The 23,886-nt window shown below is 69.8% G+C and carries 20 protein-coding genes; 15 read left to right on the forward strand and 5 right to left on the reverse strand.

Going from position 1 to position 23,886, the window contains the following annotated elements; genetic code table 11:
• Positions 1-681: 681 nt before the first annotated feature.
• On the reverse strand, positions 682-2,202 hold the full coding sequence (locus tag G4D85_RS17360) for a sigma-54-dependent transcriptional regulator (RefSeq protein WP_164013283.1): 1,521 nt from the start codon (positions 2,200-2,202) through the stop codon (positions 682-684).
• Between the two features lie 215 nt (positions 2,203-2,417).
• Here G4D85_RS17360 and G4D85_RS17365 point away from each other — a divergent pair, with 215 nt between their 5' ends.
• The 13 genes from G4D85_RS17365 (at position 2,418) to G4D85_RS17420 (ending at position 16,117) form a co-directional block, all read left to right on the forward strand.
• Positions 2,418-3,170: an OmpA family protein gene (locus G4D85_RS17365; RefSeq protein WP_164013628.1), complete on the forward strand. Its 753-nt coding sequence runs from the start codon at positions 2,418-2,420 to the stop codon at positions 3,168-3,170.
• Positions 3,171-3,194: 24 nt separating this feature from the next.
• The gene (locus G4D85_RS17370) at positions 3,195-3,629 is read left to right on the forward strand and encodes a chemotaxis protein CheW (RefSeq protein WP_164013285.1); all 435 of its coding nucleotides are present in this window, start codon (positions 3,195-3,197) and stop codon (positions 3,627-3,629) included.
• 27 nt (positions 3,630-3,656) lie between these two features.
• Positions 3,657-3,998 carry a protein CrdC gene (locus G4D85_RS17375; protein ID WP_240359333.1) on the forward strand — a complete coding sequence of 114 codons (342 nt, stop codon included), beginning with the start codon at positions 3,657-3,659 and terminating at the stop codon, positions 3,996-3,998.
• Complete coding sequence (locus G4D85_RS17380) at positions 3,995-5,803, forward strand: methyl-accepting chemotaxis protein (protein WP_164013289.1); 1,809 nt, start codon at positions 3,995-3,997, stop codon at positions 5,801-5,803. The genes G4D85_RS17375 and G4D85_RS17380 overlap by 4 nt, the downstream gene beginning before the upstream one ends.
• Before the next feature lie 7 nt (positions 5,804-5,810).
• On the forward strand, positions 5,811-7,628 hold the full coding sequence (locus G4D85_RS17385; RefSeq protein ID WP_164013291.1) for a methyl-accepting chemotaxis protein: 1,818 nt from the start codon (positions 5,811-5,813) through the stop codon (positions 7,626-7,628).
• Positions 7,625-10,090 (forward strand): hybrid sensor histidine kinase/response regulator, encoded by a 2,466-nt coding sequence (locus tag G4D85_RS17390; RefSeq protein WP_164013293.1) that lies wholly within the window; start codon positions 7,625-7,627, stop codon positions 10,088-10,090. The genes G4D85_RS17385 and G4D85_RS17390 overlap by 4 nt, the downstream gene beginning before the upstream one ends.
• A gap of 81 nt (positions 10,091-10,171) precedes the next feature.
• A complete protein-coding gene (gene cheB, locus G4D85_RS17395; RefSeq protein WP_164013295.1) occupies positions 10,172-11,230 on the forward strand; it encodes a chemotaxis-specific protein-glutamate methyltransferase CheB in 1,059 nt (352 codons plus the stop codon).
• Between the two features lie 66 nt (positions 11,231-11,296).
• The gene (locus G4D85_RS17400) at positions 11,297-12,541 is read left to right on the forward strand and encodes a CheR family methyltransferase (protein ID WP_164013297.1); all 1,245 of its coding nucleotides are present in this window, start codon (positions 11,297-11,299) and stop codon (positions 12,539-12,541) included.
• Positions 12,542-12,624: 83 nt separating this feature from the next.
• The gene (locus tag G4D85_RS17405) at positions 12,625-13,473 is read left to right on the forward strand and encodes a tetratricopeptide repeat protein (RefSeq protein ID WP_164013299.1); all 849 of its coding nucleotides are present in this window, start codon (positions 12,625-12,627) and stop codon (positions 13,471-13,473) included.
• Positions 13,470-13,604 carry a hypothetical protein gene (locus G4D85_RS50315; protein WP_275899187.1) on the forward strand — a complete coding sequence of 45 codons (135 nt, stop codon included), beginning with the start codon at positions 13,470-13,472 and terminating at the stop codon, positions 13,602-13,604. The genes G4D85_RS17405 and G4D85_RS50315 overlap by 4 nt, the downstream gene beginning before the upstream one ends.
• Before the next feature lie 72 nt (positions 13,605-13,676).
• A complete protein-coding gene (locus tag G4D85_RS17410) occupies positions 13,677-14,615 on the forward strand; it encodes a metallophosphoesterase family protein (protein ID WP_164013630.1) in 939 nt (312 codons plus the stop codon).
• A 112-nt stretch (positions 14,616-14,727) separates the two neighbouring features.
• Positions 14,728-15,024: a 50S ribosomal protein L31 gene (rpmE, locus tag G4D85_RS17415; protein ID WP_164013301.1), complete on the forward strand. Its 297-nt coding sequence runs from the start codon at positions 14,728-14,730 to the stop codon at positions 15,022-15,024.
• A 214-nt stretch (positions 15,025-15,238) separates the two neighbouring features.
• Positions 15,239-16,117: a DNA-methyltransferase gene (locus tag G4D85_RS17420; protein ID WP_164013303.1), complete on the forward strand. Its 879-nt coding sequence runs from the start codon at positions 15,239-15,241 to the stop codon at positions 16,115-16,117.
• Between the two features lie 10 nt (positions 16,118-16,127).
• Here the strand turns inward: G4D85_RS17420 and G4D85_RS17425 are convergent, their stop codons facing one another.
• Complete coding sequence (locus tag G4D85_RS17425) at positions 16,128-17,882, reverse strand: M1 family metallopeptidase (RefSeq protein ID WP_164013305.1); 1,755 nt, start codon at positions 17,880-17,882, stop codon at positions 16,128-16,130.
• Between the two features lie 137 nt (positions 17,883-18,019).
• Between G4D85_RS17425 and G4D85_RS17430 the strand changes: the two genes are divergently transcribed.
• Both G4D85_RS17430 and G4D85_RS17435 read left to right on the forward strand, forming a co-directional pair.
• Positions 18,020-20,398: a 3-hydroxyacyl-CoA dehydrogenase/enoyl-CoA hydratase family protein gene (locus G4D85_RS17430; protein WP_164013307.1), complete on the forward strand. Its 2,379-nt coding sequence runs from the start codon at positions 18,020-18,022 to the stop codon at positions 20,396-20,398.
• Positions 20,399-20,477: 79 nt separating this feature from the next.
• On the forward strand, positions 20,478-21,650 hold the full coding sequence (locus G4D85_RS17435; RefSeq protein ID WP_164013309.1) for a thiolase family protein: 1,173 nt from the start codon (positions 20,478-20,480) through the stop codon (positions 21,648-21,650).
• A 70-nt stretch (positions 21,651-21,720) separates the two neighbouring features.
• On the opposite strand, the gene G4D85_RS17440 is transcribed toward G4D85_RS17435, so the two are convergent.
• The 3 genes from G4D85_RS17440 to G4D85_RS17450 form a co-directional block, all read right to left on the reverse strand.
• Positions 21,721-22,080, reverse strand: a complete 360-nt coding sequence (locus tag G4D85_RS17440) for a hypothetical protein (RefSeq protein ID WP_164013311.1) — start codon at positions 22,078-22,080, stop codon at positions 21,721-21,723.
• Positions 22,081-22,115: 35 nt separating this feature from the next.
• The gene (locus G4D85_RS17445) at positions 22,116-22,826 is read right to left on the reverse strand and encodes a polymorphic toxin type 44 domain-containing protein (RefSeq protein WP_164013313.1); all 711 of its coding nucleotides are present in this window, start codon (positions 22,824-22,826) and stop codon (positions 22,116-22,118) included.
• A 296-nt stretch (positions 22,827-23,122) separates the two neighbouring features.
• Positions 23,123-23,872 carry a hypothetical protein gene (locus G4D85_RS17450; RefSeq protein WP_205525582.1) on the reverse strand — a complete coding sequence of 250 codons (750 nt, stop codon included), beginning with the start codon at positions 23,870-23,872 and terminating at the stop codon, positions 23,123-23,125.
• Positions 23,873-23,886 lie beyond the last annotated feature (14 nt).

The following is a 23,886-nucleotide window of genomic DNA, read 5'->3' on the forward strand; positions in this document are numbered from 1 at the left end:
ACCCCACCGGGAGAGTGGCGTGCCAGGCCGGGCCCGGAATCGCCGGGCCCGGTCGCAGCACACCCGCGAGCTACACGTGGAGAGGTGAGAGGAGCCCTATATCATCCGAGAGCTGCGGGCCCTGCACACCCCCGCCCCGCCTGGGCACTACTCGCAACAGAAGTATCCGAAACGGCAAACGTAGCCGACGGGGTAGCCCTGGCAGGTGGGAGAGGGCGTGTCGCACCAGGTAGAAAACATGTGGTTGGCTCGCGTCATGCCCATTTCGGCGCAGTGCACGTCTGCGTTTGCCAGCAGCACTGTAATGTCCTGGCAGAGGGGGGTATACTCTGATATAATGTAGGGAGTGCAGGCGAGCGCGCCCGTCTGCTCCACGCTGTTGTGCGAAAGCGTCTGTGATTCAGCTCCAGTCGACTCCTGGTAATCCTTCTCGTCTACGCCACAGGCGGTAAGAAGCACGACGGCGGCAACAAGGGCTGTCCTGAGCTGGAATTGCAAGGATGCGCCATTCTTTCTTGCGGCAGGTGTAGTGCCTTGCCAGATGACTCATCCGAACGCCCGGCCGCGAGCGGTCCTGGTGGCACACCTGGACTATATCCCAGGCGCCATCACGAGTTGGTGAGTTCTGGACAATCCCTGCCACGCCTGACTCCCGTGGCGCGGAGCAGGAGCCGCGAGCCCCTACGACTCTGACTGTCCCCGCCGCAGGCCCAGCGCCTTCATCTTCTTGTAGAAGTGCCCACGCTCCAGGTCGAGCAGTCGCGCGGCCTCGGTGACGTTGTCGTGCGTGTGCGCGAGCACGTACTGGATGATGTCCCGCTCCGCGTCCTCCACCTGGTCGCGGAAGGTGCGGTCCGCGCGAGGCCGGAAGCCCACCTGCGCGGGAGCCGCTGCCAGGGGCATCGACACTGCCGGAGCCCCCAGTGCCGGCGCGGGCACCGTGGCGGCCACCGCGAGCGCCGCCTCCGAGCCAGGGGAGGGCAGGGCGGTGACATTCGAGGGCGCCCCCTCGGAAGCGGGCGCGGCGGGCATCAGCGCCCGGCCCCGGGGCAGCAGCTCCAGCGCGTCCGTCCGGGTGACGAGCGGCCCCTCGCAGAGAATCGCCAGCCGCTCCACCAGGTTGCGCAATTCGCGCACGTTGCCGGGGTAGTCGTAGGCGCTCATCACCGCGAGCGCGTCGGGGGACAGCGTCAGCGGCCGGCGCCCGTTCTTCGCGCAGGCCTCGTTCAAGAAGGTGTTGATGAGGTCCGGCAGGTCCTCACGTCGCTCGCGCAGGGGCGGCGAGTGAATCTGGACGACGTTGATGCGGTAGTACAGGTCTTCGCGGAAGCGCCCGGCGGCAATCTCCTTCTCGAGGTTCTTGTTCGTCGCCGCGATGACGCGAACGTCCACCTTGAGTGTCTCCGCGCCGCCCACGCGCTCCAACTCGCCCTCCTGCAAGACGCGCAACAGCTTGGACTGCATCGCCGGCGGCATGTCGCCAATCTCGTCCAGGAAGAGCGTGCCCTCGTGCGCCAGCTCGAACTTGCCCCGGCGCACGCTCACCGCGCCGGTGAAGGCGCCCTTCTCGTGGCCGAACAGCTCGCTCTCGATGAGGTCATGCGGCACCGCCGCGCAGTTGAGCTTCACGAAGGGCTGGCCCTTGCGCCGCGAGTTCTGGTGCAGCGCCCGGGCGATGAGCTCCTTGCCCGTGCCGTTCTCCCCGGTAATCAGCACCCGCCCCTCCGAGGGCGCCGTGCGCTGGATGAGCGAGAAGATGCGCTGCATGGCCGGGCCGCTGCCCACCATGTCGTAGCGCCCGAGCTGCGCCCGCAGCTCCTGCAACTCCTCCATCGCCGCCTGGTGCTTGAGCACGTTGCGCAGCGCCACCAGCATCCGCTCGCGGGCGATGGGCTTCTCCAGGAAGTCCCGCGCCCCCAGCTGCGTCGCCTTCACCGCCGTGTCAATCGTGCCGTGCCCGGACATCATGATGACGGGCAGCTCCGGCCGCAGCTCCGTCAGCCGCGCCAGCGCCGACAGGCCGTCCATGTCCGGCATCTTCACGTCCATCAACACCGCGTCCACCGGGCGCGCGCTCACCACGTCCAGCGCCACCTGCCCGCTGCTGGCCAGGTGCGTCTGGTACCCCGCCAGCTGCAGCGACTGGCTCAGGGTGAGGAGGATGTTCTTTTCGTCATCGACGATGAGGACGGAGGCGGGCATGGCGGGCGTTCCCGGCGCTGGGCCGCGGGGCGCGGCCACTCACGGGCAGACCGCACAATTTCACGGAAAATATTTGGAGATTCAAGGGTTTCGGGGCGCGCAGGGGGTGTCGCGGATGGGACAAATGCTTTGACTCGCCCGGCCACTGGGACTACACGCGTCGCAACCTGCCCCTAGCGGGCGTGTATTCGTTTTTCACGAATTCGGGAGGAATGATGCGTCGGATTACCCTTTGGGCGGGGCTCTCCCTCGCCTTGGCCGTGCTGACCGGCTGCCCCCCTTCGTACCCCAACTGCAAGGACGACTCGACCTGCACCGAGAAGGGCGAGGTCTGCGTCCAGGGTACCTGCCAGGAGTGCGCCACCGACGCCAACTGCAAGGAGGGCTTCACCTGCCAGGCCAACAAGTGCGCCCCCAAGCCGCCGGAGTGCACGACGGACGGCGCCTGTGGCGAGGGCCGCATCTGCGAGGCCGGCAAGTGCGCCGAGGCCCAGTGCAAGGACGACTCGGCGTGCCCCGGTGGTGGCAAGTGCCAGGCCGGCCGCTGCCAGGTGCCGTCGGACACCTGCTCCGCCAACACCGACTGCGGTGAGGGCCAGGAGTGCCAGGCCGGCAAGTGCGTGACGGCCTCCGCGAGCCGCTGCGACTGGAGCCCCGTCCGTTTCGGCTTCAACGAGTCTTCGCTGTCCTCCGAGGCCCAGCAGCGCCTGGCCGACCTGGCCCAGTGCATGAAGACGGGTCAGCAGGGCGCCCTCACGCTTGCCGGGCATGCGGACGAGCGCGGCACGGAGGAGTACAACCTCCAGCTCTCCAACCGCCGCGCCGCCTCGGTGAAGCGGTACCTGACGGACCTGGGCGTCTCCGGCAACCAGGTCAAGACGGTGGGCTATGGTGAGACCCGTCCCGTCGCCAACGCGTCGAGCGAGGAGTCGTGGTCGGAGAATCGCCGCGTGGAGTTCCAGCGGTAGTTCTGGGGTAGGCTGGCGCGCGTCATGGCCGTCCACGAGCCGGAAGCGCGTCAGTCCTATCTAGTCTTCGCCTGCGGTAGCAGCTGGTACGCGGTGCCCGCGGAGAGCGCGGCGGAGGTCGTCACCTTCCCCGAGCTCACGCGGGTGCCCGGCTCTCCGGCCCACCTGCTCGGCGTGTTCGCCCACCGGGGAGAAGTCATCCCGGTGGTGGACATGGGCCTGCTGGTGGGCGGTGCCAGTCAGTCGTCCCGACGGGCGGTGCTGGTGCGGCTCCCGCGCGGCACCCTTGCCCTCACGGCCAGCACGGTGGCCGGCGTCTCCCCGGTGACGGGCACGCTGGACCCGCTCGGCCCCACCGGCGTCCACGTCCACCTGCGCGGCCCCGCCAAGAGCGGCCCCCGGGACGTGGCCGTCATCGACCCCGAAGGCCTCTTCGACCACCTCAGCCAGGGCGCCTGAGTCATGGGGCCTCCCGGCGTCCGAGGAATGCTCCTGTGTCATGCGGGGCCGCACCGCCTCGCCTTCCACGCGCACGAGGTGGCCTCCATCTCCACGGCGGTGGGGCAGGCCGCGGCGTCCGCCCGGCGGGCCTTCCAGGTCCCTGACGGCGCCACCCGCGTGCTGGTGTCCGCGACGGGCGGGGCGGTGGGCGTGGACACGCTGGAGATTGAAGCCGAGCCGCACCCGCTCCTGCCCGCGCCGCCGGTGGCCGTGGTCGCCTCGGGCGGCAGCCTCCAGGGCTTCGTCCTGGTGCAGGGCAAGCTGTGGCCGCTGGTGGGGTTGGTGGACTTCGAGCGCTTCCTGCGCGGACTCGTGGAGGCGACATGAAGGCACCCGAGGGACTCAAGGGGCTGGCGCGGTGGACGGCGCGCCCCGCCTGGCTGGGCAGCATCGTCGGCACGGTGCTGGCGCTGCTGCACGGCTGGCGCACGGATGCACTGCCACAGGGCACCTGGGACGAGATGGGCCTGCTGTTGGCGGCCACGCTGGGGGTGTCGCACTGGCTCATCGGCCTGCATGCCCGGCGCGTGCTCCGCGTGCTGTTCGCGCTGGGCGAGCAGCGCCTGCCTCCCACGAAGGAGCACCTGCGTGCCGCGCTGCTGGAGGCGCGCGCGTTCCCCGAGAAGACCTTCGCCTTCATCCTCCAGAACTGGGGGGGCGGCGCGCTGGTCCTGGCCCTCCTCTTCGTGCCCCTGGTGGACGCCCCCTCCCCCTGGCTGATGGGGATTCGCATCGTCCTGATGGGCGTGTCCCTGGGGCCGCTGAGCGCGCTGTTCCTCTACCTGCTGGTCGCGCGCCGCGCGCGCAACGCCGTGGAGCTCATCGCCGCGCAGGGGCTGTCGCCGCTGGAGGTGGTGGCCACGGTGCCTCCCCGGCGCATGCAGCTGCGCCGACGCATGGTGCTCTTCACCGCCATCGCGGTGCTCAGCCCCTCGCTCTTCATCCTCGATGCGTCTGTCTTCCACACCCTGAGCGCGGTGGACCAGGTGCTGGAGGCGTCCACGGAAGATGACAACGCGCGGGCCGTGGAGCGCGCTCACGAGAACTCCAGGCTGGAGGTGTCAGGGCTCGTCGCCCTGCTGGTGCTGCTCACCGCATACCTGGGCGGCACCGTCATTGCCCAGCCGCTGCGCTCCATCACCGAGGACGCCACGCGCATCGCCCAGGGGGACCTGCGCCCGCCGCGCGTCATCGCCGCGGAGGACGAGGTGTGGGCCACCTCCGCCGCCTTCGCGCAGATGCAGACGCAGCTGGGTCAGGCGCTCATCCAGCTGCGCCGCGCGGGCCTGCAGATTTCGACCACCACCGAGCAGCTCGTCGCCACCTCCGGCGAGCAGGAGTCCGGCGCGGACGAGCAGGCCAGCTCGCTCAACGTGACGAGCGCCACCACCGAGGAGCTGGCGCGCTCGGCGCAGCAGATTGCCGGCAACGCCGAGTCCGTGTCCGCCATCGCCGAGACGACCTTCGGCGCCGCGCAGACGGGCCAGCGCGGCGCGGCCGCCTTCCTGGGCGCCATGCAGCGCATGAAGGAGGACAACCAGGCCATCGCCGACGCCGTCGTCCGCCTCAACAAGCGCGTGCAGCAGATTGGCAAGGTGGTCGAGTTCATCAACGAGATTGCCGACAAGTCGGACCTGCTGGCGTTGAACGCCGAGCTGGAGGGCACCAAGGCGGGCGAGGTGGGCCGGGGCTTCTCGCTGGTGGCCGCGGAGATGCGGCGACTGGCGGAGAACGTCATCCGCTCCACCAAGGCGATTGAGCAGCTCATCGAGGAGATTCGCGACGCCACCCACGCGGCGGTGATGGCCACCGAGGCGGGGCTGAAGACGACGGACGCGGGCACGGTGCTGGCGGCCCAGGTGGACGAGAGCCTGAGCCTCATCCTGGAGCTGGCGCGGCAGACGTCCCATGCGGTGCGGAGCATCTCCCTGGCCACGCAGCAGCAGCAGACGGGCACGGACCAGCTCGCGGCCGCCATGGGCGACATCCTCCGCGTCACCGAGCAGAACTCGGCGGCCACCAAGCAGATGGCGGCGGCCAACGCGGACCTGTCCTCGCTGTCCCGGGACTTGAAGCGGGTGGTGGAGCGCTTCCACGTGGGCTCTGGCGTGGACTCTGGAAATGGGGCGTGAGGGGACCATGAGCACGCGCGAGGGCTCCCGGCGGGCCTCCTTCAGCCGACACCTGATGATTCCCATCCCCCTGGCCAACCTGGTAGGGGCGGTGCTCAGCCTGTACTTCGCCTCGTTGACCCTGGCCGGGCCGCTGGAAGAGCAGATGGCCTTCTTCGGGGGCATGGGCGCGTTCCTGACGACGATGACGCTGCTGGCGGGCGCGGCGATATCCCTGGGGCGGATGCGCACCCTGCGCGGGCTGGAGCGCGGGGACGTGCCCTCCACGCCGGAGAAGCTGGCGGCGGCGGTGGCCGAGGTGACGCGGGCTCCGGACGACGCCTTCCTCGGCTCGCTGGGGCTGTGGCTGCTCACCACCATCTCCCTGGGGGGCGTCATGTGGGGCCTGGGTGGGGTGCCGTGGGGGGTGGCGGGGCACATCGCGGGGCTGGGGCTGCTGTTCGGCCCGCTCACCGCGCTGCTCGTCCACTGCCTCGTCATCCTCCGCTCCCGCAGGGTGGTGCTGTGGCTGGCGGAGCTGGGCATGACGCACCCGCAGCTCATCGCCGCCATGCCCCGCCGGGGAGAGATTCGCGCGCGACTGGTGGCCTTCACCTTCATTTGCGTGGTGACGCCCGCGGTGCTGTCCGCCCAGCTCGCCACGGCGCTGAGGGAGCAGCTCTTCGCGCGATTGCAGGCGGAGCCCAGCCTGGCCACACAGCAGTCGATGGCCAACGGGCTGCTCATGGAGGCGCTCATCTCGGGCGGCGTGCTGGTGGTGCTCGTCTTCGGGCTGGCGCTCACCACCGCCTGGCTGGGAGGGACGCTGCTGGGCCGGCCCCTGCGCGAGCTGTCCAGCGAGGCGCGGCGCATCGCCGAGGGTGACCTGGCCAGCCCGCGCGTGGTGCCGGCCGAGGACGAAATCTGGGACGTGTCCGCCGCCTTCACCACCATGCGCGCGCACCTGGCGGACGTCATGTCCCAGCTCCAGCGCGCCGGAGCGCAGATTTCGGCCACCACGGAGGAAATCCTCTCCACCTCCGGGCGCTACGAGGCGGGCGCCGCGGAGCAGGCCAGCTCGCTGGACGAGACGAGCGCCACCACGGAGGAGCTGGCGCGCTCGGCGCGGCAGATTGCCGAGAACGCGGGCTCGGTGGCGGAAATCGCCCACCGCACGCTGGGCGCGGCGCAGCACGGACAGGGCAGCGCGGAGGCCTTCCTCGGCTCCATGGCCCGCATGCGTCAGGACAATGGCGCCATCGCCTCCGCGGTGGTGCGGCTCAACAAGCGCGTGCAGCAGATTGGCAAGATTGTCGAGTTCATCAACGGCGTGGCCGACAAGTCGGACCTGCTGGCGTTGAACGCCGAGCTGGAGGGCACCAAGGCGGGCGAGGTGGGCCGGGGCTTCTCGCTGGTGGCCGCGGAGATGCGGCGGCTCGCGGAGAACGTGCTGGAGTCCACCAAGGAAATCGAGGGGCTCATCGAGGAGGTGCGCGAGGCGTCCGCCGCGGCCGTGTCCGCCACGGAGGGCGGCGTGCGCGCGGTGGAGACGGGCACCAACCTGGCGCAGCAGGTGTCCGAGTCCCTGCGGCAGATTGTGGACCTGGCCGGGCAGACGTCGGACGCGGTGCGGACCATCTCCCTGGCCACGCAGCAGCAGCAGACGGGCACGGACCAGCTCGCGGACACGATGGCGGACATCCTCCGCATCACCCAGCAGAGCCTCAACGCCACCAAGCAGGTGAGCACCGCCAACACGGACCTGCTGGTGCTGGCGAGGGACTTGCGCGGTGTGGTGGAGCGCTTCCAGATTGGCCAGGACACGCTCCGGGAGGATGGCGGGTGAACCCGAGCGACCGCCTGCTCAAGCAGTTCCGGGACCTGGTGACGGTGCGCCTGGAGCGCATCAACCGGTCGCTCATGGAGCTGGAGGCCGGCGCGACCGCGGAGGCCGGGCGGGGCGTGCTTCGCGAGCTGCACGGGCTCAAGGGCGAGGCCCGGATGATGGGCTTCGACGACATCAACGTGCTCGTCCACGAGATGGAGGAGCTGGTCCGCTGCACCGAGTCCCACCGCTACAGCCTCTCCGCGCCGTCCGCCGATGCGCTCCTGCTGGCCGCCGATGCGGTGCTGCTGCTGTCCGGGGCACTGCCCTCCGTGGACGCGCCGCCGCAGGTGGACAAGCTCGTCGGCTCGCTGCGGGCCTGCATCCGCGCGGAGGCGGACCGCATCGCCCTCCTCGTCATGCCGCAGTCCGCGCCCGTCCCGGCGACTTCCGCCACGAGCCCGCGCGGCGACGCCGGACGGGAGGCCGCGGGCGCGCCGGCGCCGGGGGGGGGCGAGACTTCGGGAAGCCCGGTGCGGAGCGAGCCTGGGGCCTCGAGCGGTACGGCGCGCAGGGCGCTCCTGTTGAAGAGCGCGCCCGGCGTGGCCTCGGGAGGTGCTTCCGGCGCCCCGGCAACCCACCGGGAACCGGCACTCCCGCTCGCGGCGGCGGCCACGGCGCCCCCCACCGCCACGTCCAGCGCGGCGGCGACGATGGGACGGATGCCGGCCCCGAACGCCGCGGCGGGGCGGGGGCCCGGTGGGGCCACGACGCCCGCCCGTCAGGGGGAGGCGCGCACGGACACGGCGGTGCGCATCGGCGTGGCCAGCCTGGACGTGCTGACCAGCGCCGTCACCAACCTCACGCAGGTGGCGCGGCGGCGGGAGCTGGCCAACGCCCGGCGCCTGGCCCTGGCCCGCGAGCTGAGCCAGCTGGCGCGCGAGGCGGAGGACCTGGGGCCCGCGGGGGCGGCGCTGGCCGCGCGGCTGGGCACGGCCAAGGAGCTGGCCGCCGCGCTCCACCGCGAGTCCAAGCTGCTGTCCAACGCGGAGCTGCGAGATTTGGGGATGGTGGTGGAGGAGGTGCAGACGCTGCGCATGCTCCCGCTGTCCGTCCTCTTCGAGCCCTACCCGCGCATGGTGCGGGACTTGTCACGCTCGCTGGGCAAGGAAGTGGAGCTCGTCGTCGACGGCGAGGACACCCGCGCGGACCGGGCGGTGGTGGAGGCCCTGCGCGAGCCGCTCATGCACCTGGTGCGCAACGCGCTGGACCACGGGCTGGAGACGCGCGTGGACCGGGTGGCCTCGGACAAGAAGCCTCGGGGCTGCCTCACGCTGCGCGCCGCGCGCGAGGGCAGCCGCATCGTCCTTCGCGTGGAGGACGACGGCATGGGGCTGGACCCCGTCCAGCTGCGCAAGGTGGCGGTGCGCCGGGGCTTCCTGGACGAGGGCGCCGCCAACGCCTTGTCGGACGCCGCCGCCCGCGAGCTCATCTTCCTCTCCGGCTTCACCTCCCGCGAGGTGGTGACCGACCTGTCGGGTCGGGGCGTGGGGCTGGACGCGGTGCGCACCTCCATCCAGGCGCTGGGCGGCGACGTGGGGGTGGAGTCCGCGCCCGGCTGGGGCACCATCTTCGAGGTGAGGGTGCCCGTCTCCCTCACCGTGGCGCCGCTGCTCTTCATCCAGGTGGGCGAGGAGACGCTGGCCCTCAGCGCCACCCACGTCTCGCGCGCCGTCAAGGTGGAGTCGATGAACCTGTGCGAGGTGGCCGGCCGCCCCTCGCTGCTGGTGGAGGGACGGGTGCTGCCGCTCGCGCCGCTGGCCTCGCTGCTGGGGCTCGCGCCCGAGCGCCCCGTGCGCGAGGGGGAGCTGGTGCTGGTGGTGCGGAGCCAGGGCGGCGCCGCCGCGCTGATGGTGGACCGGGTGCTGGAGGAGCGCGTCCAGGCCATCCTCCCCGTACGGGGCGTGCTCGCCCGCTTCGCCCACCTCGCCGGCGCCACGTGCCTGGCGGACGGGCGCCTGGCCATGGTGTTGTCGGCCGCCTACCTCACCGCCAGCGCCCATGGCACGGGCCCGCTGCGGCTGCCCCGCTCGACGTCCCCGGGCCTGGGCTCCCGGCGCCGTCGCATCCTCGTGGTGGACGACTCGCCCCTCACCCGGGAGCTCATCTCCAACCTCCTGGAGGCGGTGGGGTACGACACCGTCATGGCCGGCGACGGGGCCGAGGCCCTGGACACGGTGGACTCCCACCCGCTGGACCTCGTCGTCACGGACCTGGAGATGCCGGGGGTGGACGGCCTGGAGCTCACCCGGCTCCTCAAGGACCACCCCACCCACTCCCGCCTGCCCGTCGTCATCCTCACCACGCGTGGTGGCGAAGAGGACCGGCGGCGTGGGTTGGCGGCCGGGGCGGACGGCTACATCACCAAGGGGGACCTGGTACGACAGGACCTGGTGGATGTGGTGGGGCGCCTGTTGGGCTGACAGGCACCGCCCTCAACGTCCTGAGGACAGTCCCGCGCATTGGCTATACTCCCCGACTCGCGCACGGGGTATGGACAGGGCATGGGCAAGAAAGTGTCGGTGCTGGTGGTCGATGACTCACTCATCTGCCGACAGCTCATCTGCGACGCGCTGACGAAGGACCCGGACATCCAGGTCGTGGGCTCCTGCGCGGACGGCAAGCAGGCCATCGAGATGACGAAGGAGCTGCGTCCCCACGTCATCACCATGGACGTGGACATGCCCGTCATGGACGGGCTGACGGCCACCGAGCACATCATGGCCGAGTGTCCCACGCCCATCCTGGTGCTCACGGCGGACCCGCGCTCGCAGGCCCCGGAGCTGACGTACCGCTCGCTGGAGCTGGGGGCGCTCGCCCTGCAGATAAAGCCCGCCATCGACGCCGGGCCGGACGCGTGGAACCTGGTCCGCGAAATCAAGCTGCTGTCCTCGGTGCGCGTCATCCGCCACATCCGCCGGCCGCAGAAGGGCAACATCACCCCGCCCCGGGTGGCCACCTCGGTGCTGCCGGCGGTGTCCATGGGCGTGGTGGCCGTGGCGGCCAGCACGGGCGGGCCGCAGGTGCTCTTCCGGATGTTGTCGGAGCTGCCGGCGGACTTCCCGGCGCCCATCGTCATCGTCCAGCACATCAACTCGGCCTTCGCGGAGTCGCTGGCGGGGTGGCTCGGGGGCACCAGCCGCCTCAAGGTCCGGCTGGCGCAGGACGGCGAGCCGCTGATGCCGGGGCACGTGCTCATCGCCCCGCCGGGGCAGCACCTCGTCATCCCCTTCCGGGGGCGGGTGGGGCTCAAGCCGGGCGTGGAGCGCGACGGGCACATGCCCTCCGGTACGGTGCTGCTGGAGAGCGCGGCGCGGACCTATGGCCGGCGCGCGGTGGGCCTGGTGCTCACGGGCATGGGCGCGGATGGCGCGGAGGGGCTCCTGTCCATCAAACAGGCCGGAGGGCTGACGCTGGCGCAGAACGAGGAGTCCTGCGTGGTCTTCGGCATGCCGGGCGCGGCGGTGGAGCGCAAGGCGGTGGACCACCTCATCCACGGGGACGACGTCGCGAGCACGCTGGCGCGGCTGGCCCGGGGTGAGTCCCTCGCCGTGGGGCGCTGAGTCCGGGTGGGGGCCGCCGAGGCGCGATGGGCGGCTGTGCGTGCCTTTCTCACGGCGCGTACGGGCATGTCGCTGAGCGGGCCCCAGGTCCGCCGGCTGGATGAGCGGCTGGCCGCGCGCAGCCACGGACTCACCCCTCAGCAGTACCTCAACCACCTCAAGTCCCCGTCCGGCGCGCTGGAATTGGAGGCGCTCATCAACGCGGTGGTGGTCCACAAGACGGACCTCTTCCGGGACGAGGTGCAGCTCTCCGCCTTTCGCACCCAGGTGCTCGTTCCGCTGGTGGACCGGGCGCGGCGGCCGCTGCGCGTGTGGAGCGCGGGCTGCGCCACGGGCGAGGAGGTGGCCACGCTGCTGGTGCTGCTGGCGGAGGCGGGAGCGGAGGCGGGCAGCACGGTGCTGGGCACGGACATCTCCGCGCCCGCGCTGCGGCAGGCCCAGGGGCTGGGCTTCGCCCCGGAGCAGCTCCGCCGGGTGCCCGCCGGGACGCGCGAGCGCTACTTCGTCCAGGCGGGAGCGCGCGTCGCGCTGGCGCCCGCCCTGCGCGAGCGGGCCACCTTCCAGCTCCACAACCTGATGGACACGCCGTACCCGGCCCCGGCGGGCGGCGGCGGCTTCGACGTCATCTTCTGCCGCAACGTGCTCATCTACTTCACGGTGGAGGCCTTCCAGCGGACGGTGGAGGTGCTCGCCGGAAGTCTGGCGCCCGGCGGCACGCTGGTGCTCTCCTCCTCGGAGCCGCTGCTCCAGTTGCCGACGTCGCTGCGGGTGCTGCGCGGCGAGCAGGCCTTCTTCTACGTGCGCGCGGACGAGGCCCCCGAAGGTGGGGGCGCCCCGGCCTTCCCCCTGGAGCGGAAGCGGGATTCCGGCAGCTTCCCGACGGTGGGGGCTCCGGGGCCCGGGGCGAACGGGCGGAAGGGGATTGACGCCGGGCGTCCGGGTGAGGCGGGCCGGGGGCTTCCGTCCGCCCGGCCTCCGCCACGCGTCGAGCCCGCCTCCGCCGAGGCGGACCACCTCTTCGCGGGCGTCCTCGACGGGACGTCCTCCGGGGGCACGGAGGACGTGGCCGAGAAGGACCTTCGCCGCTGCCTCGCGCTGGACCCGGACCACGCCGCCGCGCGCTACCTGCTGGGGCTGCTGCTGGAGCAGGGGGGGCGGCCCGACGAGGCCTGCGTCGAGTACCGCCGCGCGCTCCAGTCCCTGGAGGCGGGCCGTGCGCGGGCCGTGCCCTTCTTCCTCAACCCCGCCCGGCTCCAGGTGGCCTGCGCGCACGCCACCGAGCGCCTGGAGGCGGCCGGCCGGACGGGCTGAAGGAGCAGCCGGGCGGGCTCTCCACCCCGGCCCCCGCGAGAAGTCCGGACAGGCGGGGCGTTCGGCCGTAAGATGCGTGCCCCATGCGAAGGCTCGTCCTGTTCGCCCTGCTGCTGGCACTCCCTGGTTGCTTCTATCCCGCCGACCGTGGCCGCGCCCTCGAGGCGAAGGTGGACCGGCTCGGCGCGGAGACTGCCCAGATGCAGGCGGAGTTGAAGGAAGCGCGCGGCCAGCTCGCCGCCACCCTGCCGAAAATCGATGAGAAGGTCGCCGAGGTCACCAAGGCCCTCCAGGGCCTGGACACCGCCGCGCGCCGCAAGGACGCGGACATCGGCATCCAGCTCCAGAAGTCCGTCGAGGACCTCGCCCAGCTCCGTGGCCAGGTGGAGACCTACCTCCACAAAATCACCGAGCTGGAGACGGCCCTGGGCGAGCAGGACAAGAAGCTCGTCGCCATGCAGGGCGCGGAGGCGGTGAAGGAGGCCGAGGCCAAGAAGAAGGCCGAGGAGCTCCAGCGCCCCGCCGACAAGAAGGAGTTCCTCGCGCTCGCCCAGGAGAAGGCGAAGGCGGGCGACGTGCCCCTGGCGCGCCAGCTCTACAACGAGTTCCTGAAGAAGTGGTCCAAGGACGCGCTGGTGGCGGACGCCCACTATGGCCTCGGCGAGACGTACTTCACCGAGTCCCGCTGCCGCGAGGCCCTCTTCGAGTACGGCAAGGTGGTGCAGGACTACCCCAAGGCGTCGTCCGCGCCGGACGCGTACCTGCGCTCCTCGGAGTGCTTCTCCAAGCTGAAGATGAAGGACGAGTCGCGGCTGGCCCTCGAGGAGCTCGTGAAGGGCTACCCGAAGTCCGCGGCGGCCAAGACGGCGAAAGAGCGCCTCGCCGAGCTGGACAAGGCCGCGAAGACGCCCGCCAAGAAGGGGAAGAAATGAACCTGCGTCCGCCGCGGCTCGCCGCGCTCGCGCTGCTGCTCCTGCTGCCCCTGGTGGCGGGGGCGGCGCCGAAGCAGCTCACGCTGCTCTTCACCGGAGACAACGGGGGCGAAATCGCCCCCTGTGGTTGAAGGCACAACCCGTCTGGCGGTCTGGCCAGACGAAAGAAGGTGATTGAGCAGGAGCGCGCGAAGGGCGTGCCGGTGCTCGTGCTGGACGCGGGCAATGCGCTCTTCCGCAGCCGCGACAGTGGCGAGGCCCCGGACGCGAAGGCGCGCGCGGAGCTGCTGCTGTCGCAGCTGGACGCGCAGGGCACCGCGGCCATGGCCGTGGGCACGCGCGACCTCGTGCTCGGCGTGGACTTCCTCAAGAAGGGGACGAAGAAGGCGAAGCTCAAGCTGCTGTCCGCGAACCTCGTGGACGACAAGGGCACGCCCTTCTTCCCGGCCTCCCTGGTGACGGACGTGGGCGGGGTGAAGGTCGGCGTGGTGGGAGTGTCTCCCGCCACGGCCCAGCCGGTAGCCGCGGCTCCGCCCGTGAAGGGCCGGCCCACGCCCATGATGAAGGGGCTGCCGGTGGAGCCCGCGGTGGCGGCCGAGGCGAAGCGCCTGCGCGAGCAGGAGAAGGTGGACCTGGTCGTGGTGCTCGCGGCCGTGCCCTACGACGAGGCCCTCCGCGTCGCCGAGCGGGTGGAGGGCGTGGACTTCGTGGTGCAGTCCCACGAGGGGCGCGGCCAGGGCATCGCGCAGCGCCAGGCGTTCGCCACCCTCATCCCTCCCGGAGACCGGGGCAGGCAGCTGGCGAAGCTGGAGCTGGGGCTGGACGGCCCCGGCCGCTTCACCGACATCACCGAGCAGAACCGGGCCCGGCAGAACCTGGGCATCGTCGAGAACAACCTCGCCAAGGCGAAGGAGCGGCTCGCGGCCGAGAAGGACGCGGCGAAGAAGGCCTCCTATGAGCAGGCGGTTGCCGGCCTGGAAGCCCGGCGGGCGGCCTTGAAGAAAGTGGCCGAGGGGAGCGCAACGGGCGCCGCCCGGACGCATCTACTGTCGTACATCCAGCTCGGGAGCGACGTGCCGGCGGATCCGGCTGTCCAGAAGCTGGTGGAACGCATCGAGCCTCCCGGCTCGGCGGCCCACTGACCCGGCCTGGCCTTGTGAACCGGCCGGCGCGCCGTTATAAGCGCCGGCCAACCTCAGTGCCGGACCTCCTACCCGCCAGCGGGTAGGGGAAAGGCACACTGGAGAGAGCGTCATGAAGCCCGAGATTCATCCGGTTTATCCCGCTGCCCGAGTGACCTGTGCCTGCGGCAACTCGGTGGAGACGAAGTCCACCCGCGGCTCGTTCTCGGTGGAAGTCTGCTCGAACTGCCACCCCTTCTTCACGGGCAAGTACAAGCTCATGGACACGGCCGGCCGTATCGACCGCTTCCGCAAGAAGTACGCGAACAACCCGGTCAAGGTCGAGGGTGCGGCCGCCGCCGAGGGCGCCGAGGCTGCCCCCGCCGAGAAGCCCGCCGCCGCCAAGAAGGGCAAGAAGGCCGAGGCCTGAGTCACGGCCCCAGGGCCTTCTTCACAGCCTGAGCAGTGCCCGTCGAGCAGGGTGTCGGAGGGCCTCCACGAGAGGCGCTCCCGCCCTGCTCGCGGTGCTTCTACGGCCTGAAGTCACCGTCAAGTTTCAGGGTGCTACAGACCAGAAATTAGACGTAGCAGTGAAGTCACCGCACATTCCGCCGCGTCCACGACGAGAGTCCGACGGAGGCGAGATGTCCGCGCACGCTGCAGCCCCTTCCCTGAAGGTTGTCCGCCGCTCCCTGAGCGAGAGCGTCTATGCGAAGGGGGAGGACTACACGCTGCTGCACGGCGACAGCCTGGAGCTGATGGAGCAGTTCGAGCCCCAGACGTTCGACATGATTTTCGCGGACCCGCCGTACTTCCTCTCCAACGGCGGCACCACCTGCAAGGGTGGCAAGCGCGTGTCCGTGGCGAAGGGCAAGTGGGACGAGTCGCGCGGCGTGGAGGAGGACCACAAGTTCACCACCGCGTGGCTCGCCGCCTGCCAGCGCCTGCTCAAGCCGACGGGCACCCTCTGGGTGAGCGGCACCCAGCACGTCATCTTCAACGTCGGCTTCGCGATGCAGAAGCTCGGCTTCAAGCTGCTCAACACCGTCACCTGGTTCAAGCCCAACGCCAGCCCCAACCTGGCGTGCCGCTACTTCACCCACTCCACGGAGCTGCTCATCTGGGCGTCTCCGAAGTCGGGCGGCAAGCTGCAGCACACCTTCAATTACTCGCGCATGAAGGCGGAGAACGGTGGCAAGCAGATGCGCGACGCGTGGGTGCTGCCGCCCTCCGGCGACGCGGAGCTCACCGCGGACGGCGAGGGCCGGCTGTGGACGCTGACTGTCCCGCGCGGCGGCGAGGAGAAGGCCCACGGCAGCCACCCCACGCAGAAGCCGGTGGCCCTGCTGGAGCGCATCCTCGAGGCGAGCTGCCCCCAGGACGCGCTGGTGCTGGACCCCTTCAACGGCAGCGGCACCTCCGGCGTGGCGGCCCTCAAGCTGGGCCACCGCTACGTGGGCATCGACATGGACGAGAAGTACCTCGCCCTGTCGCAGAAGCGCCTGCAGGCCGTGTCGAAGTAGCCCCGCGTTTCTAGGTGCGGGCGAGGATGAGCTCCACGCCCTGCCGTGCAATGGGGTGGTAGCGCTCCGCGTGCTTCTTGAAGAGCGTGCGGGCCACACCCCGGTACTCGCGTGACGAGGCGAGCACGCCATACAGCGGCTTGAGGTACTTCATGCGGCCCACCTCGCCGAGGAACGCCTCGGTGCGCTGGAGGGCCGGCTCCCAGCCCGCGCGCAGCGCCGCCACCAGCCACGACACCAGCACCTCCGAGTTGCGGCTCTTCGTGAGGCTGAAGCGCTCGTCGAGCTGCCGGATGATGTCTCTCGGCGTGTCCGACGGCAGCCACTCCAGGTAGAGCTGCCACTCCGTGGGCGTCCAGTCCTTCACCGTGTCCAGGGAGGGCACGGTGCCGCGCACGCGCACCAGCGCCTCCAGCCGGCCCGAGCGGGGGGAGGGCGCACCCGCCGGCACGCCCGGCCTGTTCAGGTACGCGTCTCCGTCCACCTTCGCCAGCACTCCGGGCAGCTCGCGCTCGGCGAAGGCGACGAACTCCTCGGTGGTGAGCGCGCGGAAGCGGTACGTGGCGAGGTAGCGGCGGAGGAACTCGTCGAAGGCCGGGCGCCCCGCGGCGTCCTCCATGGCGCGCAGCAGCAGGTAGCCCTTCTCGTACGGAATCTGGGAGAAGGCCTCGTCCGGGTCCACGCCCGCCAGGTGCGTGCGCAGCGCGGTGAGGTGGGGGTGGGCGCGGAAGTGGTGCAGCGCCTCCTCCAGCGCGCGCCGCCCCAGCGCCCCATGCAGCGCCGCGACTTCCGGCCCCGCCAGCGCCTCCAGGATGCGGCGCTCGGCGAAGACGGTGAAGCCCTCGTTGAGCCAGAAGTGCTCCGCGGACGCGTTCGTCACCAGGTTGCCCGTCCACGAGTGCGCCAGCTCGTGCGCCACCACATTCACCAGGCTCTTGTCGCCCGCGATGAGCGTGGGCGTGAGGAAGGTGAGGCGCGGGTTCTCCATGCCGCCGTAGGGGAAGGACGGGGGCATGGTGAGCAAATCGAAGCGCTCCCAGTCGTATGGGCCGAAGAGGGCCTCGGCGGCGCGGAGCATGTCGTCCACGCCCTCGAACTCGTCCGCCGCCTCCTCCAGCAGCTCCGGCTCCGCCCACACCCGCGAGCGCGGGCCCAGCTCCTTCGGCGCGAGGCTGCCCACGGCGAAGGCCAGCAGGTACGGAGGCACCGGCTGCGGCATCTCGTAGTGCTCCTCCGCCTCCACGCCGTGCTCCTCGCGCCGCACGAAGCTGGCGGCCATGACGGCCTTCAGCGCCTTGGGCACGCGCAGCGACGCCCGGTAGCGGATGCGGATGCGCGGCGTGTCCTGGAGCGGCACCACGCTGCGGGCGTGGATGGCCTGACACTGGCTGTACAGGAAGGGGTGCTGCCCGCCGGCCGTCTGCGAGGGGGTCAGCCACTGGAGCGCGCTGGCGCCCGGCGCCGTCCGGTAGCGCACGGTGAGCTGCCGCAGCCCGGGTGGCAGCTCCACCCGCAGGCGGCTGCCCAGAATCGCCTCTGGAGGGGACAGCATGTAGGGCAAGGGGCGACCACTCGGGTCCACCACCCCCCGAATCTCCAAATCCCGGGTGTCCAGGTCGAGGGGACCGGCGGAGGCCTCCTTCAGCGTGAGCGTGGCCTCCGCGTGCAGGCGGTGCGTCCGGAAATCGACGCGCGCCTTCCAGTCCAGGGTTTCCGTCTCAGGCTGCGTGCTGTCGTTGTAGGAGTGTGGGTCGAGGCGCGCCATGGAGGTCCGGTTTGTAGTCGGTGTCACGACCCCATGGCGAGCCATCCGGCCATCTGATTCGGTTGACTTTCGAGTCAATCGCCTACATTTGTGCAGTCCTCTCCTTCCCAACCTTCCCTCATAGGGAGCCTTTCAAGATGACGACGCGGATCCGCAAAGTGGCTGTGCTGGGCGCTGGAGTCATGGGCAGCGGCATCGCCGCGCACCTGGCGAACTCGGGCGTTCGCGCGCTCCTCCTGGACATCGTCCCCCCCAAGGCCAACCCGGGCGAGGACACCTCGTCCAAGGCCTTCCGCAACAAGTTCGCGGCGGGCGCGCTGGCCAACATGCGCAAGCAGAAGCCCAGCCCCATCGTCTCCGAGCAGGTCTTCGCCAACATCGAGGTGGGCAACTTCGATGACGACCTGCCCCGCATCGCCGAGTGCGACTGGGTGGTGGAGGTGGTGAAGGAGGACCTCGAGGTCAAGCAGTCCCTCTTCGCGCGCGTGGAGAAGCATGCCCGCCCGGGCACCATCGTCTCCTCCAACACCTCCGGCATGTCCATTGTGGGCATGACGCAGGGCCGCGGCGCGGACTTCCGGAAGAACTTCCTCGTCACGCACTTCTTCAACCCCGTCCGCTACATGAAGCTGCTGGAGCTGGTGGCCGGCAAGGAGACGGACCCGGAGGTGCTGAAGACGCTGCACCGCTTTGGCGAGGAGGTGCTCGGCAAGGGCATCGTCTACGGCAAGGACACCACCAACTTCATCGCCAACCGCATCGGCACGTACGGGATGATGAAGACCATCGCCGGCATGGGCCCCGCCGAGCTGACGATTGAAGAGGTGGACAAGCTCTTCGGTCCGCCCATGGGCCGTCCCAAGTCCGCCGTCTTCCGCACCACGGACATCGTCGGCCTGGACACCTTCGTCCACGTGGCGAAGAACTGTTACGACACCCTCACCCAGGACGAGGAGCGCGAGGCGTTCCGCATGCCCGAGTTCATCCTCGACATGGTGAAGAAGGGGGTGCTGGGCGACAAGAGCGGCGGCGGCTTCTACAAGAAGCAGGGCAAGGACATCCAGGTCCTCGACCTGAAGACGATGGAGTACCGCGCGCAGAACAAGGTGCGCTTCGAGTCGCTGGGCGCCGCCAAGGACGTCGAGGACGTGCGCGAGCGCGTCGCCGTGGTGCTCAACGGCCAGGACAAGGCCGCGAAGTTCGCCGAGCGCATCACCCTGGACGTCCTGGCCTACACCAGCCGGCGCATCCCGGAGATCGCCGACGACGTGGTGAACGTGGACCGCGCCATGCGCTGGGGCTACGCGTGGGATTTGGGCCCCTTCGAGGCGTGGGACGCCTACGGCGTGAAGAAGGGCGTGGAGCGGATGAAGGAGCTGGGCCTGAAGCCGGCCGCGTGGGTGGAGGAGATGCTGGCCGCGGGCCGCACGTCCTTCTACGGCGTGGAGGGCAGCAAGGACACGTACTGGGACATCCCCACGAAGTCCGAGAAGATGGTGCCGGAGAACGCGCGCACCCAGCGCGTGGAGTACCTCAAGCGCGGCAACAAGAAGCTTGCCGGCAACGACTCCGCGACCCTGTGGGACATGGGCGACGGCGCCACGCTGCTGGAGTTCCACAGCAAGATGAACTCCATCGATGACCAGATCATCGAGATGATGAACACCGCGCTGGACGAGACGGAGAAGAACCACAAGGGCCTGGTCATCGGCAACGACGGGTCCAACTTCTCCGCGGGCGCGAACATCGTCGCGCTGCTGTGGGCGGCGAAGAGCGGCGAGTTCGAGTCCATCCGGAAGATGGTGAAGGACTTCCAGACCGCCAACCAGCGCATGCGCTACAGCCCGGTGCCGGTGGTGACGGCGCCCTTCAACCTCACGCTGGGCGGCGGCTCCGAGGTGACGATGGGCGGCAACGCCGTCCAGGCCAGCGCCGAGCTGTACATGGGCCTGGTGGAAGTGGGCGTGGGCCTCATCCCTGGCGGCGGCGGCAACATGCAACTGCTGCGCAATGTCTTCGGCCCGTACGCGGCGGAGAAGGACTTCGAGTCCATGCCCTTCCTGAAGAAGGTGTTCCTGGCCATCGGCATGGCGAAGGTGGCCACCAGCGCCGAGGAGGCCCGGGAGATTGGCTTCCTGTCGCAGCAGGACGGGATTACGTCCAACCGCGACTTCCTCCTGTCGGACGCGAAGGCGCGGGTGCTGGGCATGGCCGACGCGGGCTTCAAGCCGCCGCGCCCCACGCGCTTCCGCCTGCCGGGCCCCAGCGCCGCGGCCACCTTCGACATGATGCTCTACGACATGGAGCTCAACGGCCAGGTGAGCGCCCATGACCGGAAGATTGCCCAGAAGCTGGTCCGGGTGCTGACGGGCGGCGACACCAGCACGTCCGTGCTCCTCACCGAGGAGCGGCTGCTGGAGCTGGAGGCGGAGGCCTTCCTGAGCCTGTGCGGCGAGGAGAAGACCCAGGACCGCCTGCAGCACATGATTGAGAAGGGCAAGCCGCTGCGGAACTGAGCGCTGGCCGGTATCCATTGACCACTGATTTGAATTTCGCTGACTGCCCGGGTGCTACCCGGGCGAGGAGACACTCAAGATGCCTGGTCGAGTCGTGATTGCCAGCGCGGTGCGCACGCCCTTCACCCGCGCGCACAAGGGAGAGTTCAAGGACACGCGGCCCGAGACGCTGGCCGCCGTGGCCATCAAGGAGGCCGTGGCGCAGGTGCCCGGCCTGAAGCAGGAGGAGGTCGAGGACGTCATCCTGGGCTGCGCCATGCCGGAGGCGGAGCAGGGGATGAACGTCGCTCGCCAGGCGGCCCTGCTGGCGGGCCTGCCGGTGACGACGGCGGCGATGACCATCAACCGCTTCTGCTCGTCGGGCTCGCAGGCGATTGCCCAGATTGCCCAGGCCATCATGACTGGGACGATTGAAGTGGGCATCGGCGGCGGCACCGAGTCGATGACGATGGTGCCCATGGGCGGCAACAAGCCGAGCGCCCACCCGGAAATCATGGCGAAGCTGCCGGAGGTCTACACCTCCATGGGCGCCACGGCGGAGAACATCGCCTCGCGCTACAACGTCTCCCGTGAGGACGCGGACAAGTTCGCCGCCGAGAGCCAGCGCCGTGCCGCCACCGCGCGCGAGACGGGCAAGCTCAAGGATGAGATCGTCCCCGTCACCACGACGTACTACGAGGAGGACGGCACGCCGAAGACGGTGACGGTGACGGTGGACACCATCCTCCGTCCGGACACCACGGTGGAGGGCCTGGCGAAGCTGCGGCCGGCGTTCAACGCCAAGGGCGTGGTGACGGCGGGCAACGCGTCGCCGCTGACGGACGGCGCCGCGGCGGCGGTGCTGATGAGCGAGGAGAAGGCGAAGCAGCTGGGCGTGAAGCCGCTGGGCTACTTCATCGACTCCGCAGTGGTGGGCGTGCCTCCGGAAATCATGGGCGTGGGCCCGGTGCCGGCGGTGCGCAAGCTGCTGGCGAAGAACAAGCTCGAGGTGAAGGACATCGACGTCTTCGAGCTGAACGAGGCCTTCGGCGCGCAGGCGCTGCACTGCATCCGTGAGCTGGGCGTCCCCATGGACAAGGCGAACCCGAACGGCGGCGCCATCGCCCTGGGCCACCCGCTGGGCGTGTCCGGCGCGCGCATGGTGGCCACGATTCTGCGCGAGCTGAAGCGCCGCAATGGCCGCTACGGCGTCGTCACCATGTGCATCGGCGGCGGCATGGGCTTCGCGTGCCTCATTGAGGCGGCGAAGTAGTCAGTATGCCGGTGTGAAGTGAGCGCGGGCCTCGGGGACACTCCCCGGGGCCCGTGTTGCTTTGTGGGGTCTACCAGCAGGGCCAGTCGCACTCCTGAGAGGTGACGTTGCCTTGCCCGTCGATGGTGACGTCCAACCGCTGGCGCGGGCGCAGGAAGGGGCCGGTCCAGCCGCCATTGTGGGGACCAATCCAGAAAGCCAGGTCGAGGGGGAACTCCGGGTCCGGCTGGAAGCGGAAGCGGTCGGACTGCCCGCGCCGGAGTTCCGTGGCGTGTTGCTTCTCGGCGCCCACGATGACGTAGAGGGGAGCCAGGACGGCGTCCTGCTCCGGCATGAAGTGGACCGTCACTACGGCCTGGCGTGCCTGGAGGAACGCCCAGCACAGCAGGAGCACGGCGGCCAGTGCGGCGCCGGTGAGCCATCGGGGCATTCGCTTGCGTGAGGACGGCTCAGGCACGGGCGTCTCTACCTCGCGGCCCTCAGCGGCCTGCGGCTGAGGCCCTGCGTGTTCTGCACCAGGTGCAAGATCTCCGCGACGGTCGGGTCGCGCGGGTAGAGCTTGATGCCCATGTCGATGGAGAGCCGGTCGGATGGGGCGTCGAAGCGCCGCAGTCCCCTTGTGCCCGGAGAGGAGGGGTGGCGGAAGAAGTGCTTGCCCGCGACGATGTTGGAGCCGATCTGCTCGAGCCCGGCGCCATCCAGCAGCTCGGAGGCGGAGAAGCCGCAGGCCCGTCCCACGTAGCCGTAGTGGATGTTGGACCAGATGTCGAAGTAGTAAACCCAGCCATTGAGGTGGTGCCAGTGCTGTTCGCTGGCGGAAGCGTCTGCCTGGCGGAAGGTCTTCTTGATGTGGGGCTTGTGGTCCCAGGGGCCGTTCTCGCGGACCTGGTAGGCCCACTCGCCGAAGGCCAGCAGCTTTCCGCTCATGGTCGTCTGGTGGCAGGACTCCAGGAACTGTCCGCCGGCCAGGAACCTCTGCAGCCACGGCATCGCCCGGTACTCGGCAATGCAGTCCTGTCTGGCCAGGGCGTTGTGGCGCTGGATGCTCGTGGCCGCACGGGAGCGCGCGTTGTTGATCATCTCGCCGACGATGTAGCGGGCGATGGGAGTGACCTCGTCACCGCGCGGCGGTGACGCGCCTTGCTGCTCGACGGTGATGACCTGCTGGGAGTCCATGAGATTCAAGCTTGGCTCATGATGGGTTTGCAGCGTGGCACGGGCATGAGTGTTGTTGGAGTTGCCCTCGTCAAATCGGACAACTCAATGTTGAGAGTTGGCAACCCGGAACTCGCGGGGTGACGTTATCTTGATGCCCCGGTGAGGAGTTCATCACTACGGTCGAGCGCTGCTTCGACGAACTCCGGCAACTGATCGAAATCGAGTAGCAGGTAATCGCCGACACCTGCCGCGCCGGCAGAGCCTCGCTTGCGGAGCGGCTGCGCGGAGATCCGGCAGCCTGCGGGATGAATCGTTCACTTGGGCTCCACGACGGGTTTGAGCGATGCCCCACGGACGCCGCTTTTCGCGAGCGAGCGAGCGAGGTCCTGGGACATGAGCACGTGTTGGTCGGCTTGCGCGCCACTTCCGAAGTACTCGGCGGTGCGCAACATTGAACCAACCGGCGTGTCGCGGAGTGCAGGGAACGGCCCGCGGGTGATGGGCAGATACTTCGTGCGTCCGCACCGCTCGCATTGCTCGGCAGGGAGGCCTTCGGTGATGATGCTCGCTGTAGTCTGCACGACGAGTTGAACCACCGTCTTGAGCTCGGCTCCCTTCGTGTTCAGGACGGGGCGGCACTCCACGTGAGCAGGCTCGAAGACCCGATTCCAAACGTCGGGGGTGACGAACAGTTCGCCGTAGATCCACACGAGTTGCATGATCGCATTGCGCCCCCACTTGGGCTCGCCCTTCATCTGAAAGGGCGCCTTCTGCTTCATTCCGATGCCGCACTTCTCGCACCAGTCCGTGAGGTCGTACGTCGCTTGGCGATACCCGAAGACGTCCTCTGCCGGCTGCGGGTAGCCGTGGTGCCATGCGCCGATCTCCAACCAGCGCGCAGAATCGATCTCCTTCTTCGTGAATTCGGTACGGGTCACGTCGGAAGCTCGCCACCGCTGAAACAGCGATGAGAGTGCTCCCCAGTTCTGGTGCTCCTCGTCCACGTCGAAGGCCAGGAGTGAATCGCCGCCACCAGGGAGGGCGACCCCCTCGGGAAGCTTCACGCCGAGTGTCTCAA

The sequence above is a fragment of the Pyxidicoccus trucidator genome (assembly GCF_010894435.1).
Lineage (GTDB): Bacteria > Myxococcota > Myxococcia > Myxococcales > Myxococcaceae > Myxococcus > Myxococcus trucidator.

Bases quoted from the DNA above. Each gene is read 5' to 3' on its own strand.
- G4D85_RS17445 (WP_164013313.1), bottom strand. From the start codon at position 22,826: ATGGACTCCCAGCAGGTCATCACCGTCGAGCAGCAAGGCGCGTCACCG.
- G4D85_RS17425 (WP_164013305.1), bottom strand. From the start codon at position 17,882: ATGGCGCGCCTCGACCCACACTCCTACAACGACAGCACGCAGCCTGAG.
- G4D85_RS17435 (WP_164013309.1), top strand. From the start codon at position 20,478: ATGCCTGGTCGAGTCGTGATTGCCAGCGCGGTGCGCACGCCCTTCACC.
- G4D85_RS17385 (WP_164013291.1), top strand. From the start codon at position 5,811: ATGAGCACGCGCGAGGGCTCCCGGCGGGCCTCCTTCAGCCGACACCTG.
- G4D85_RS17420 (WP_164013303.1), top strand. From the start codon at position 15,239: ATGTCCGCGCACGCTGCAGCCCCTTCCCTGAAGGTTGTCCGCCGCTCC.
- G4D85_RS17360 (WP_164013283.1), bottom strand. From the start codon at position 2,202: ATGCCCGCCTCCGTCCTCATCGTCGATGACGAAAAGAACATCCTCCTC.
- G4D85_RS17400 (WP_164013297.1), top strand. From the start codon at position 11,297: ATGTCGCTGAGCGGGCCCCAGGTCCGCCGGCTGGATGAGCGGCTGGCC.
- G4D85_RS17430 (WP_164013307.1), top strand. From the start codon at position 18,020: ATGACGACGCGGATCCGCAAAGTGGCTGTGCTGGGCGCTGGAGTCATG.
- cheB (WP_164013295.1), top strand. From the start codon at position 10,172: ATGGGCAAGAAAGTGTCGGTGCTGGTGGTCGATGACTCACTCATCTGC.
- G4D85_RS17440 (WP_164013311.1), bottom strand. From the start codon at position 22,080: ATGCCCCGATGGCTCACCGGCGCCGCACTGGCCGCCGTGCTCCTGCTG.
- rpmE (WP_164013301.1), top strand. From the start codon at position 14,728: ATGAAGCCCGAGATTCATCCGGTTTATCCCGCTGCCCGAGTGACCTGT.
- G4D85_RS17380 (WP_164013289.1), top strand. From the start codon at position 3,995: ATGAAGGCACCCGAGGGACTCAAGGGGCTGGCGCGGTGGACGGCGCGC.
- G4D85_RS50315 (WP_275899187.1), top strand. From the start codon at position 13,470: ATGAACCTGCGTCCGCCGCGGCTCGCCGCGCTCGCGCTGCTGCTCCTG.
- G4D85_RS17370 (WP_164013285.1), top strand. From the start codon at position 3,195: ATGGCCGTCCACGAGCCGGAAGCGCGTCAGTCCTATCTAGTCTTCGCC.
- G4D85_RS17405 (WP_164013299.1), top strand. From the start codon at position 12,625: ATGCGAAGGCTCGTCCTGTTCGCCCTGCTGCTGGCACTCCCTGGTTGC.
- G4D85_RS17375 (WP_240359333.1), top strand. From the start codon at position 3,657: ATGCTCCTGTGTCATGCGGGGCCGCACCGCCTCGCCTTCCACGCGCAC.
- G4D85_RS17365 (WP_164013628.1), top strand. From the start codon at position 2,418: ATGCGTCGGATTACCCTTTGGGCGGGGCTCTCCCTCGCCTTGGCCGTG.